The organism is Staphylococcus sp. HMSC063F05, from assembly GCF_001837075.1.
Taxonomy (GTDB): domain Bacteria; phylum Bacillota; class Bacilli; order Staphylococcales; family Staphylococcaceae; genus Staphylococcus; species Staphylococcus epidermidis.
Genome location: NZ_KV831352.1, coordinates 1 through 12,302 on the forward strand (window position 1 = coordinate 1; position 12,302 = coordinate 12,302).

Sequence of the window (12,302 nt, forward strand, 5' to 3'; positions counted from 1 at the left end):
AATTTCTATATTATTTCAATAGAAATTGTCTTTAAATACTTATCTTGGACCTTTTTCTCCCAGGCTCATTATTATATATTGGTATAACATCGTTGAGTTGAGAATATGTTTATTATTTTAACTACAATGATTCTAGTTGTCATGATAGCTTGAGGACCTTAATAAGGATTTAGTTTCGTTGAGCTTCTAAATTAATAAGAAAATTCAAGATACAAATAGAAATCATAATCTATGAAATAAATTAATATAACCGTTAGTAAAAGTTATTTTAATATTAGATGCGATATCCATAAAAGCAAGCAATGAAACCTAAAATAAATTGTAATAGGGAATAAACTACAAAACGTATTGGTTTAAATTGAGGGCTTAACATATTAACAAGTTCAGATGATAATGTTGAAAAAGTAGTTAAACCTCCGAGAACACCTGTAACAAAGAAAGGAAACATATGATGGCTATCGAGTGCGTGTCCCATCATAAACCCGATAATTAAGCTACCTGTAATATTTACTATAGATGTTGCAATAGGAATTTTACTATTGAATAAGCGTTGGCATATATTTGTGATAAGGGCTCTAAGTACAGCACCTATTCCTCCACCTAACATAACGAGCAAAATAGTAATCAAGAAAATCTACCTCCTATTTTGACACCGAGGTAACAACTTAGTATTCCTAGAATATAACTCGTCACACCATATATAGTAAATAGTATAAAATGATGCTGATTAAATAGTGTTACAAGTTCAAATTGAAATGTTGAAAAGGTAGTTAACGCACCAAGTAAACCAGTAGTAAGCCCTTTTTTTATGTTAGGATGAGTTTTAAAAAGTGAAAGGCTTAATGCGCCGATACTACCCATTAAAAAAGCACCTAATAAATTTGCAACAAATGTCCCCAACGGAATGGTTGAACCTTCATTAAGCATTGATAAACAGAATCTTATCAATGCACCTAAAGCACCACCTACAAAAATATATAGATATTGCATCTATATTTCACCTCAAAATATAAAAGAGTTGATTATTATTATTTAAAAATGTAACCAAAAGTATGTAAAGATGAAAGAATATGGATAATAACAGTGATTAAAATAATCAATGGTAATATTTTGCTTGCAAATCTAATCCAATCTGAACTTTCCTTAGCATACTTTATAGATTTATCGGCAAAAACAATCGATAAAATAAGTATTATAATATTAACGATACTTGTAACTACAACAATTTTCATAAACGATTGAAATATATTACTCAATAATGAATTATTGGTATTAAAGAAAAAACTTAAAATTATCATTAATAGACTAAGATAAAAGTACTTTTTTGACCGAGCCATAAACTGCCTCCTAGATAAACATTATTACAATATACTATCATATTTATTAAACTTAAACATAGTAATTTTCATTCCATTTTAAACAGTATATTTAAAATTAAAGCAAATAATTCGCTTACATTTCAAGGTCATGTTATAAATAAGTTATAAAATTTTTAAATTTAAAACGTGATAATAAATCGCTATCCCTAGTTTTAGTCTGATATACATACAAATAATCAATTCTATACATATAATTGATAGTATTGACCTTTCACGTTCAGGAGGAGAAATGACATGACAAAATTAAATGTTAAAGTGTTTGCGGATGGTGCAGATATTGAAGAAATGAAATCAGCATATAAGAATCAACTCGTTGATGGTTTTACAACGAACCCAAGCTTGATGGCTAAAGCGGGTGTAACTGATTATAAAGCTTTTGCAGAGGAAGTGGTTAGTGAAATACCCGACGCTTCAATTTCTTTTGAGGTGTTTGCTGACGATTTACCTACTATGGAAAAAGAAGCTGAGATTTTAAAACAATATGGTGATAATGTATTTGTAAAAATTCCTATTGTTACAACAACTGGTGAGTCTACACTACCATTAATTAAACGTTTATCATCGAAACAGGTAAGGTTGAATGTCACAGCTGTCTATACTATAGAGCAAGTAAAAGCAATTACTGACGCTGTGACTGAAGGTGTGCCAACATATGTGTCAGTATTTGCAGGACGCATTGCAGATACTGGGATTGATCCACTTCCTTTGATGAAAGAATCAGTTAAGGTCACTCATAGTAAAGAAGGTGTTCAATTATTATGGGCAAGTTGTCGTGAAGTATATAATGTAATTCAAGCTGATGAAATTGGAGCTGATATTATTACTTGCCCAGCTGATGTTGTAAAAAAGGTTAATAACAATTTAGGCCGTGATATAGGAGAACTTTCAGTAGATACAGTCAAAGGTTTTGCCAAAGACATTCAAAGTTCCGGTTTGTCAATTTTATAAATGTAAAAAAACAGCAATTAAGTGGATTTATTTCACTAGATTGCTGTTTTATTTTAGTTATATAAGAAGATTTGAAAGAATAGTTTGATTCATTTACTATTGATAAATATGACTAATTCTGAAAAGAGGTACCTATCAAATGAGTAAAAATGAATTCATCAAAAGAGTAAATAAGCAATTATGGTTTTTAAATGCTAAAGAGAAGAATGCGCTTAACAAATATATTGACTCAGTTGATCAGAATAAAAGTATTGATACCAATAAGCCAATAAGATTTTCAAATGAATATTTAAAGAAATTTATATTTAATCATAAGAAAAAATCGACTTCTCATGTGTTCGTACTTTTAATTTGTATGGTTTTAGCTTATGCATTTTTGCTCGGACTCTTTATTTTAGGGTTAGTGGCCAGCTTAGCTATCGTGCATGCCTATATCAACCCAAATATTGATTTATCAGTTTTTGTTATGTTAACTGTTTTGATTGTCGCGATAATTATAATGATTGCTAGTTTATATGCTATTAAACATACGACTTCATTGTTTACTAAGAAGCTTTTAGAATATAAATTTAATAAAAGGTAGTTTTCTCTATGATATGACCTACGGTAAGACTTTCTTGCCATTTTTTTGTTACAAGTGTATAGGGGATGTTCAGTTCGATAGTCGTACCATCTTCAAAAACAATCATTGTGGTATGAATTGAAGAATGAATTCCTATAATATTTCGTGCATTGATAAAATATTTAATCGGTGCACGTTTTTGCGTAACTGGAAATAATATGGTTTCCTCATTAATATAGATAGGTATGAATTTTTTAATGTTTAAAATATTTTTAGATAACATACATTGATTATGATAGGATTTTTGATGTAATTCCAATAAATAATGTAATGTTTTTTCAGGTGTACATGGTAAATGAATAGCGTAATGTTCATACTGAATATAGGTTTCAACATTTGTTGAAAACGCAGTTTGAATATATAAAAGTGAATGCGTTGATATACATTTCATAGATGTCAATCCTTTGTAGATGAATTTAAATAACGACGTAGTTTTCGTATTGCGTTAGATTTTATTTTTTTAATCGTTGTAGGTGAAAAATCTAAAATTTGGGAAATTTCATATTGTTTGTATCCTTGTAAATATAAGGTTAACCAATCTCGTTCGCGTGGAAGTAACTGTTGTGAAATATCTTTAATAAGTAAATCGATTTCGTTGATTGAAAATGACGGAGAAAGTTCTGAAAGGGCGTCAATGCTACATATATTAAGCGTATTGTCTTTTTGTCTAAATAAATCTATAAGATAGAATTTTAGGCGTATAAATAGATAAGATTTAAAAGAAGAAGATTGTTGTTCATCAAAATCGAGTGTAAGTTGCCACATTTTAATGAGCATTTGTTGATAAAATTCATCATAATTATAAGTGATTTGATAACTTTTTAACAAATAATGTATGATATTGTTGTATTTTTTATATGCTTCCTCAAATGACATGTAATTAACTCCTATTTGTGCACATAAAATGATTTCCGGATAAATAGAAGTTAACTTATTGTTTGAAAATAATCATTTGCGTAATTGAAGCAATAGGTGTTAAATAGTAGTCATAGACTTTATTAATATGTAAAAATAAGTGTTTTATTTGCACGCTAACTTGGCTTTTCAACATAAATACTTTTTGAGTAAAAAGGAGGAACTTTTATGGATTATGCACATTTAAATCTCGAGCACTTTTTTGCAAGAAATGATGATTTGGATATTATTAGAGATCGATCTGATTTTGTGATGATTAATAATTTCACCAATGAGATGAAATACCGTGAAGGTGAAATTGAAGGAACTATAGATTTGAATAAATACTATTATAAAAATAGATCACAAGCTGTAAGTTTCATAATGATGAATTATAAGAACTAATATTTAGAGTGTCACCATAGTGACTAAATTTGAGTTTATAAAACCTATTCAACACTATAATATTTAAATGATTTAAAATTTAAATCTAATTGCCATAAAAATAAGGGTTAATATTGTTGTTTAATAATAATTAATGAAATTTTTAAGTTTTGTCAATTTATAAAACATTCATTTGGCATCAAAAATTTTCGATTCTTGTCTTATTATTTTAATATGTGCAACGTGTAACCTATTTATTTAAATTTCAATTTGATTACCATTTATTTATGAATTTGTAACAAAAGAAGTTTCAAATTGTGAATGTGTTTGAATAATGTTAAACTTGATTATCGTAATAGAATGACTAGTTTAACAACAATGACCTAAGAGGTGTGAATATGACTAAGCACAAGAAAGGCTCAATATTAGCTATCATAGGTTTGCTAATTGTATTTGTTGTTACAGGTTTTATCTTCTTTTCAATGATTTCAGATCAAATATTTTTCAAACATGTCAAACCAGTTGAAAAGGTTGAAAAATTAGATAAAACTTTAGATAAAGCATCTAAAAAGCAAATACACAATTATACGAGCCAACAAGTATCTAACAAAGCAAATACAGCTTGGCGTGATGCGTCTGGTACAGAAATTAAAGAAGCTATGGATAGTAGTAAATTCATAGATGATGATAAACAAAAATATCAATTTTTAGATTTGTCTAAGTATCAAGGCATTGATAAAAACAGAATTAAACGCATGTTGTTTGATAGACCAGTACTACTAAAACATACAGATGATTTTATTAATGCTGCAAAGTCTAAACATGTCAATGAAGTATATCTTATTTCTCATGCTCTATTAGAAACAGGCGCAGCTAAAAGTGAACTGGCTAATGGTGTAGAAATAGATGGTAAAAAATATTACAATTTCTATGGTGTTGGTGCATTAGATAGTGACCCTATTAAAACAGGTGCCGAATATGCTAAAAAACATGGATGGGACACACCACAAAAAGCTATTTATGGTGGCGCTGATTTTATTCATAAGCATTTCTTATCTCATGACGATCAAAATACACTTTATAGTATGAGATGGAACCCTAAAAACCCGGGTGAACACCAATATGCTACTGATATAAAATGGGCTGAAAGTAACGCGAATATCATTGCAGATTTCTACAAGAACATGAAAACAGAAGGTAAATACTTCAAATTATATGTTTATAAAGATGACGATAAACACCAAAAATAAATTAAATAGTTAAACTAAACACCACTAATAAAAGTTGTGAAGTTAATCGTGCTAATTAAAATTAATTTAGATTTAAGCAATAGTTAACTCTCAATAGTTTTATAGTGGTGTTTTTAATTTATTGGATTAAATGTTAAATTATTCAGCTTTGTTTTTTCGCGATAGTATTGTAAACAGAACTGCAAAAGCAATTAAAACTTTAACTATAAATTTCATAAGCTTCACCTCAAATAAATTTTAGCATACTATTTTAAGATTAAAAGTCAATCAAATAGGTAATATAGATAAAGTGAAAAAGTGTACAGTAAAACGTAACTACTAATAATAAATACATAAGGATGATTTACATGCGTGTAGCAATAATAGGTATGGGAACAGCTGGTGTAAGTGTGTTACGCCAACTCGTTAAACATGAAAACTTTTCTCAATTAAAAGTAGATGTATATGACGATGATAGAAATATGGGCCAAGGTGTTCCATTTCAAAATGATAGTAGCGAACTACTTATTAACATGCCATCAAAATCCATGAGCTTAAATCTTGATGATGATCAAGAGTTTTGGAAGTGGTATCAAAATCAGACGGAATTTAATTTTAGTAATCCTCAATATTTGCCTAGATTTGTATTTGGTCATTATATGAAGTCTTATTTATCTTATTATAATGACCAATTTGATAATTTAACTATTATCAATGATAAAGTACAAGAAATTTTTACACAATGCGATGTTGATGACACAGATTTAAAATATCATGTATGTACATGTGATGATGAAAAAGAATGGCGTGAATACGATTATTTATTTTTAACTTTTGGAACTTTTAGTTACCATGACCCTTATGATTTGAAGGGAACTAAAGGCTATATACAAACGCCGTATCCTACATATCATACACTTGATAATGTTAAAGATTCAGATCGAATCGTGATTATTGGAACAGGGTTGGCTAGTTTAGATGCTGTGAGATATGTAGCTGCACATCATCCATCTTTACCCATTACTATGACAAGTCGTTCTGCAGCATTGCCAAGTGTTAGAGGGAAAATGACTAAAATTCAGTTTACGCATTTAACTAAATCACGATTTAATGGAATTATGAAAAATCACTTTGGTAATGTACCATTAGAAAAAGTAGTTTCATTATTTTTAAAAGAATGTGAAGATTATGGAATAGATTTTAAAAAACTTATTTATCGTAGAACTGGAAACCATGTCAAAGACTTGGAGTATGATTTAAATTATGAAGAAGAAATGGGGATATTCCAAAGTATCATTGAACATTTAAAAGAAAATTTAAACTGGATTTGGAATAGTTTGAGCGTTAAAGATCAAGAAACTTTTAATCGTAAATACACTAAAATTATTCAGTTAAATTCTAATCCAATGCCTCCTAGAACAGCTCGTTTACTTATCAAGTTAATACAGAATAATGAACTTGTCATTAAAAAAGGGCTAGAAGACATAGTCCATAAAAATAATCAATTTATGTTGAAGTATAACGACACTACGCAAAATTATGAGTTGTTTGACATCGTTATTAATGCAACGGGCTCTAAAACACATCTTTCTCAATTAGATGAGGATGATCAATTAATTTTAAACTTAGAAAATAGACAAATTGTTCAACGTCATCCTATGGGTGGCATTCAAATTATCCCAGAAACAAATCAAGTCATAAGCCCTAGATATGGAACCTTAAAAAATGTGATTGCAATTGGACAAATGACCAACGGTGTCAATAAACTTAGAAATGGCGTAAAGATGATTGTTAATCAAGTTGTTGATACAGTATCTCAATTATATATAACACAGGAAAATAGAAATAAGTAATATGCATTAAGCGTGTTTGTGAGTTTAATATATTCTTATAAAATCTTTTAATAAAGTAAGCTATAAAATTGTATTTTAAATTTAAATATAGTAAGATTTACAATGTAGTGAAGAACTACTGGACTCAATTAATCATAACAATTTCATATATTTCTTTCGGGGCAGGGTGAAATTCCCAACCGGCAGTAAATTGAGCCTGCGACCCACTAATATTGTTTTTGATGTTAGTGGCTGATCTAGTGTGAATCTAGAGCCGACAGTTAGAGTCTGGATGGGAGAAAGAAGTTGAATTATCGACTTACACAAATTCGTGTAGTTATGATAAGCGTATTGTATACTTATGTGCAATTTTAAGTATACTAATAGGCTTATTTAAAGATATAGATATCTCCTTATGCCTACAGTATAGGTATAAGGTTTTTTTTGAGGTGATCAATTGAGTAGATTTATGGATGATGCTATTCAACTAGCAAAAATGGTAAATGGACAAACAGGTGTTAATCCACCAGTAGGATCCGTTGTTGTTAAAAACGGTAGGATTGTAGGTTTAGGTGCACATTTAAAAAAGGGAGATAAACATGCCGAAGTACAAGCTATTGAAATGGCAGGTTTAAATACCCAAGGTGCTACCATATACGTTTCATTAGAACCTTGCACACACCATGGTTCAACACCACCTTGTGTGGATAAAATCATTGAAGCGGGCATATCTAAGGTCATCTATGCTGTTAAAGATACTACTTTAGTAAGTAAGGGTGACGAGATTCTGAGAGAAGCTGGTATAGAGGTTGAATTTCAATATAATGAAAATGCAGCTGCATTATACCGTGACTTTTTTACTGCTAAAAGAAACGAAGTTCCAGAAGTAACTGTAAAGGTCTCATCTAGTTTAGATGGTAAACAAGCAACAGACTTTAATGAAAGTAAGTGGATAACAAACAAAGAAGTTAAAGAAGATGTTTATCAATTAAGACATGAGCATGATGCAGTTATTACTGGGCGTAGAACCATTGAAGCAGACAATCCATTGTATACAACCAGGGTTCCTGATGGAAAGCATCCGATTCGAGTTATTCTTTCTAAGAAAGGTCAACTCGATTTTAATCAACAAATATTTAAAGATACTGCATCGGAGATATGGATTTACACTGAAAATGAAAAATTAAAAACAGATAAAAGTTTTATTAAAATAATAAATATAAGTAATTGTGATACAACGACAATATTACAAGACTTATATCAAAGAGGTATTGGGAAACTGTTAGTCGAGGCAGGCCCAAATATTACATCTCAATTTCTCCAATCCAAACATCTAAATGAACTCATTTTATATATAGCCCCGAAATTAATTGGTGGTTCTGGCAAACATCAATTTTATAAGACTGACGAGGTCATTGATTTGCCTGAAGCAACTCAATTTGAAATTGTTGATTCCAAGTTAATTAATCAAAATTTAAAATTGAAATTACGAAAGAAGTGAATGTCTATGTTTACAGGTATCATTGAAGAAATAGGTACTGTACAACAAGTTCGCTCTGAGCAATCAGTAAGAACGCTTGAAATTAAAGCACAAAACATTTTAGTTGATATGCATATTGGTGATTCAATAAGTGTTAACGGTGCATGTTTAACTGTGATAGATTTCACTGACTCAAGTTTTTCAGTTCAAGTCATCAAAGGGACTGAAAACAAAACATATCTTGGAAGTGTTCAACGTAATACAGAAGTTAATCTCGAAAGAGCCATGAGTGGAAGTGGGAGATTTGGTGGACATTTCGTGTTAGGTCATGTTGATGAGCTTGGAACAATTTCTAAAATCAATGAAACTGCTAACTCAAAAATTATTTCTATTAAAACAACTAAAAATATTTTGAATCAAATGGTAAAGCAAGGTTCTATAACTGTAGACGGAGTTAGTCTTACTGTATTTGATTTACATGATTATACTTTTGATATACATCTTATACCAGAAACACGTCGATCTACTATTCTTTCATCTAAAAAAGTAGGCAACAAAGTGCATTTGGAGTCTGACGTACTATTCAAATATGTTGAAAACATCATGAATCAAAATCAATCGCAGTTAACAGAAGAAAAGCTTAGAGCATTTGGTTTTTAGGAGGAATATCACATGCAATTCGATACAATTGAGTTGGCTATAGAGGCTTTAAGAAATGGAGACAGCATTATTGTAGTTGACGATGAAGATAGAGAAAATGAAGGAGATCTTGTAGCTGTTACGGAATGGATGGATGATAATACCATTAATTTTATGGCTAAAGAGGGTCGTGGTCTGATTTGTGCACCAATTGATAAATCTATAGCTGAAAGATTAAAACTACAATCTATGGAGCAAAATAACACTGATATTTATGGCACACATTTTACTGTAAGCATTGATTATTATAAAACTACTACAGGAATCAGTGCACATGAACGTACACAAACGGCTAGAGCACTCATAGATGAAAATACTAATCCTGAAGATTTTCATCGTCCGGGGCACTTATTTCCACTTATAGCAAAAGAGAATGGTGTGTTAACACGTAATGGTCATACTGAAGCTGCCGTAGATTTGGCACGGTTAACAGGAGCACAACCAGCTGGAGTAATCTGCGAAATTATGAATGATGATGGGACAATGGCTAAGGGTGAAGATCTCCAGTCATTTAAAGAACGCCACCATTTAAAAATGATTACTATAAAAAGTTTGGTTGCTTTTCGTAAGGCTGTTGAACTTAATGTTAACCTTAAGGCAAAGGTCAAGATGCCAACAGATTTTGGTCATTTTGATATGTATGGATTTACAACGGATTATAGCGATGAAGAAATCGTTGCTATTGTTAAAGGAGATTTAAAAAGCAATCCTAATGTACGTATGCATTCTGCTTGTCTGACTGGGGATATTTTTCATAGTCAAAGATGTGATTGCGGGGCACAACTTGAAGCGTCAATGAAATATATTGACGAACATGGTGGAATGATTATTTATTTACCTCAAGAAGGTAGAGGAATAGGGTTAATTAATAAGTTGCGCGCATATGAGTTGATAGAAAAAGGTTATGATACAGTTACTGCAAATCTTGCTCTTGGTTTTGATGAGGATTTGAGAGATTATCATGTTGCAGCTGAAATATTAAAGTATTTTGATATAAGTGAAATTAACTTGCTCAGCAATAATCCTAAAAAATTTGAAGGTTTAGAAGATTACGGCATTGAGATCGTAGATAGAATTGAACTTATCGTTCCAGAAACACCATATAACCATAGTTATATGGAAACTAAAAAAAATAAAATGGGACATTTAATATAGGAGGACTCGAAAATGAATTTTGAAGGTAAATTAGTTGGTAAGGATTTAAAAATTGCGATTGTTGTTAGTAGATTTAATGATTTTATTACTACACGTTTACTTGAAGGGGCTAAAGATACACTTATTCGTCATGAAGTAGAAGATACAAATATTGATGTAGCTTATGTGCCTGGCGCATTCGAAATTCCACTCGTTGCAAAAAAATTAGCTCAAAAAGGTGAATATGATGCTGTGATAACATTAGGATGTGTGATTAGAGGCGCAACTTCACATTATGACTATGTATGTAATGAAGTAGCTAAAGGTGTTTCTAAAGCAAACGACATTTCAGATGCTCCGGTGATTTTTGGAGTTCTAACAACTGAAAGTATTGAACAAGCAGTTGAAAGAGCTGGTACTAAAGCTGGAAATAAAGGTTCAGAAGCAGCAGTTAGTGCAATCGAAATGGCTAATCTAATTAAGCAAATCAATTAAAAAAATAAAGGCATGAAGTAGATATCAAAATACTCCATGCCTTTATTTTATTTTTTATGTCTTTTAATGCCAAGAATAAGAGACGTCAATAAAGTTGCAAATATACCTATACCCAAGGTTAGCTTTTTTAAGATTTTGGGTTTAGTAAATTCTTTTATAGCTAATGACAAGTTTTGAGGCCGTTCTGCTAGTCTTCTCATAAAGTACGCAAACCAATCATTACCGTATGGTACATAAACTGTAAAAAAATAACCTTCATTAGCTATTTTTTGTGCTAATTCCGTGCGAAAACCGTACAACATTTGAAATTCCATTTTATCTTTGCCAATATGATTTTCTTTCATAAATTGTTTGACTTGGTTGATTATTTCATTGTCATGGGTAGCCACAGATGTAAAGTTCTTTGAATTTAGTAGTCGTTTTTTAATAATTCTAATATAATTTGCGTCAATTTCTTCTTTTGATTGAAAAGCGATTGACGCATCTTCCTTATAAGCACCTTTCACAAGTCTCAAACGTAATTCAGGATATTTATCAATTATATCATCGGCTTCATACAGATAGGCTTGAACGACTGTACCCACATTTTTAAATTCACCTTTCAATCTATCAATAATATGTTGAATTTTAGAAAGACTATCGTACTTCTCTGTATCAATATTAATATGCATCTTCCCATTCTTATCAGCTTTAAGTAAAATTTCTCTCATGTTTTCATAAGCAAGATTTAAATCAAACTCACTTCCAAGTTGACTTATCTTGACTGACATATGTGCCTTTACATTATTGTTATATATTGCATCGATAATTTCTAAAATCTCTTCTTTAGCTTTAATGCTTTCTTCTCTAGTATTAACAAATTCACCCAATGAGTCGACAGTAACTGAAATATTATAATCATTTAAATATTGTATAGTCTCAATTAATTGATGAATCGTATTTCCTGCGACTACACGATTTGCTCCCATTTGAGGTCCCATCTTTTTAGCTATTTTATTAAGATATGTATGATTAGATAACGCAATGAAAAAATCTTTAAATAATGACATATGCAATACCTCCGTTATACTAGAGTATGATATTTTTAAATAGTGTATCATGAAAATTAAGCTTAAGAAAGCGTTTACATAAAGAGTGTGAACACTTAAAGAGTATTTTTACTTTTAGATGTATTTGAAGAGTTAAAGAAAATATTTAAATATCTAT

Annotated in this window: 15 protein-coding genes and 1 riboswitch; of the genes, 9 read left to right on the forward strand and 6 right to left on the reverse strand. The window is 30.4% G+C overall.

Going from position 1 to position 12,302, the window contains the following annotated elements; all coding sequences use genetic code 11:
- Nucleotides 1–274: 274 nt before the first annotated feature.
- The 3 genes from HMPREF2576_RS07840 to HMPREF2576_RS07850 are packed head-to-tail and all read right to left on the reverse strand — an operon-like array spanning nucleotide 275 to nucleotide 1,337.
- On the reverse strand, nucleotides 275–628 hold the full coding sequence (locus HMPREF2576_RS07840) for a fluoride efflux transporter FluC (RefSeq protein ID WP_001830729.1): 354 nt from the start codon (nucleotides 626–628) through the stop codon (nucleotides 275–277).
- The gene (gene crcB, locus HMPREF2576_RS07845) at nucleotides 625–990 is read right to left on the reverse strand and encodes a fluoride efflux transporter CrcB (RefSeq protein WP_001830726.1); all 366 of its coding nucleotides are present in this window, start codon (nucleotides 988–990) and stop codon (nucleotides 625–627) included. Before crcB ends, HMPREF2576_RS07840 begins: the two co-directional genes overlap by 4 nt.
- Before the next feature lie 38 nt (nucleotides 991–1,028).
- Entirely contained in the window at nucleotides 1,029–1,337 is a 309-nt protein-coding gene (locus tag HMPREF2576_RS07850; RefSeq protein ID WP_002493962.1) for a hypothetical protein, read from the reverse strand.
- 276 nt (nucleotides 1,338–1,613) lie between these two features.
- Here HMPREF2576_RS07850 and HMPREF2576_RS07855 point away from each other — a divergent pair, with 276 nt between their 5' ends.
- Together HMPREF2576_RS07855 and HMPREF2576_RS07860 are read left to right on the forward strand one after the other, a co-directional pair.
- Nucleotides 1,614–2,327 carry a transaldolase gene (locus HMPREF2576_RS07855; RefSeq protein ID WP_001830731.1) on the forward strand — a complete coding sequence of 238 codons (714 nt, stop codon included), beginning with the start codon at nucleotides 1,614–1,616 and terminating at the stop codon, nucleotides 2,325–2,327.
- Between the two features lie 139 nt (nucleotides 2,328–2,466).
- Complete coding sequence (locus HMPREF2576_RS07860) at nucleotides 2,467–2,910, forward strand: hypothetical protein (protein WP_070856197.1); 444 nt, start codon at nucleotides 2,467–2,469, stop codon at nucleotides 2,908–2,910.
- Here HMPREF2576_RS07860 and HMPREF2576_RS07865 read toward each other — a convergent pair.
- Nucleotides 2,897–3,340 carry a competence protein ComK gene (locus tag HMPREF2576_RS07865; protein ID WP_001830734.1) on the reverse strand — a complete coding sequence of 148 codons (444 nt, stop codon included), beginning with the start codon at nucleotides 3,338–3,340 and terminating at the stop codon, nucleotides 2,897–2,899. The two genes, HMPREF2576_RS07860 and HMPREF2576_RS07865, sit on opposite strands and share 14 nt — an antisense overlap.
- A 5-nt stretch (nucleotides 3,341–3,345) precedes the next feature.
- On the reverse strand, nucleotides 3,346–3,825 hold the full coding sequence (locus HMPREF2576_RS07870) for a sigma-70 family RNA polymerase sigma factor (RefSeq protein WP_001830724.1): 480 nt from the start codon (nucleotides 3,823–3,825) through the stop codon (nucleotides 3,346–3,348).
- Between the two features lie 207 nt (nucleotides 3,826–4,032).
- Here HMPREF2576_RS07870 and HMPREF2576_RS07875 point away from each other — a divergent pair, with 207 nt between their 5' ends.
- The 7 genes from HMPREF2576_RS07875 (at nucleotide 4,033) to ribE (ending at nucleotide 11,096) form a co-directional block, all read left to right on the forward strand.
- A complete protein-coding gene (locus tag HMPREF2576_RS07875) occupies nucleotides 4,033–4,248 on the forward strand; it encodes a hypothetical protein (protein ID WP_001830737.1) in 216 nt (71 codons plus the stop codon).
- Between the two features lie 377 nt (nucleotides 4,249–4,625).
- Complete coding sequence (locus HMPREF2576_RS07880; protein ID WP_001830727.1) at nucleotides 4,626–5,477, forward strand: peptidoglycan release complex glucosaminidase SagB; 852 nt, start codon at nucleotides 4,626–4,628, stop codon at nucleotides 5,475–5,477.
- A 347-nt stretch (nucleotides 5,478–5,824) separates the two neighbouring features.
- Nucleotides 5,825–7,309, forward strand: a complete 1,485-nt coding sequence (locus tag HMPREF2576_RS07885; RefSeq protein ID WP_070856195.1) for an FAD/NAD(P)-binding protein — start codon at nucleotides 5,825–5,827, stop codon at nucleotides 7,307–7,309.
- A 148-nt stretch (nucleotides 7,310–7,457) separates the two neighbouring features.
- A riboswitch (FMN riboswitch) is annotated at nucleotides 7,458–7,596 on the forward strand.
- A gap of 149 nt (nucleotides 7,597–7,745) precedes the next feature.
- Complete coding sequence (gene ribD / locus HMPREF2576_RS07890; RefSeq protein ID WP_002440254.1) at nucleotides 7,746–8,789, forward strand: bifunctional diaminohydroxyphosphoribosylaminopyrimidine deaminase/5-amino-6-(5-phosphoribosylamino)uracil reductase RibD; 1,044 nt, start codon at nucleotides 7,746–7,748, stop codon at nucleotides 8,787–8,789.
- Nucleotides 8,790–8,795: 6 nt separating this feature from the next.
- A complete protein-coding gene (locus tag HMPREF2576_RS07895; RefSeq protein WP_001830723.1) occupies nucleotides 8,796–9,428 on the forward strand; it encodes a riboflavin synthase in 633 nt (210 codons plus the stop codon).
- A gap of 12 nt (nucleotides 9,429–9,440) precedes the next feature.
- Nucleotides 9,441–10,622, forward strand: a complete 1,182-nt coding sequence (locus tag HMPREF2576_RS07900) for a bifunctional 3,4-dihydroxy-2-butanone-4-phosphate synthase/GTP cyclohydrolase II (protein ID WP_002467852.1) — start codon at nucleotides 9,441–9,443, stop codon at nucleotides 10,620–10,622.
- Nucleotides 10,623–10,634: 12 nt separating this feature from the next.
- Nucleotides 10,635–11,096 carry a 6,7-dimethyl-8-ribityllumazine synthase gene (ribE, locus tag HMPREF2576_RS07905; protein ID WP_001830736.1) on the forward strand — a complete coding sequence of 154 codons (462 nt, stop codon included), beginning with the start codon at nucleotides 10,635–10,637 and terminating at the stop codon, nucleotides 11,094–11,096.
- 47 nt (nucleotides 11,097–11,143) lie between these two features.
- Here ribE and HMPREF2576_RS07910 read toward each other — a convergent pair whose 3' ends face one another.
- A complete protein-coding gene (locus HMPREF2576_RS07910; RefSeq protein WP_002468815.1) occupies nucleotides 11,144–12,145 on the reverse strand; it encodes a proline dehydrogenase family protein in 1,002 nt (333 codons plus the stop codon).
- Nucleotides 12,146–12,302: the final 157 nt, after the last annotated feature.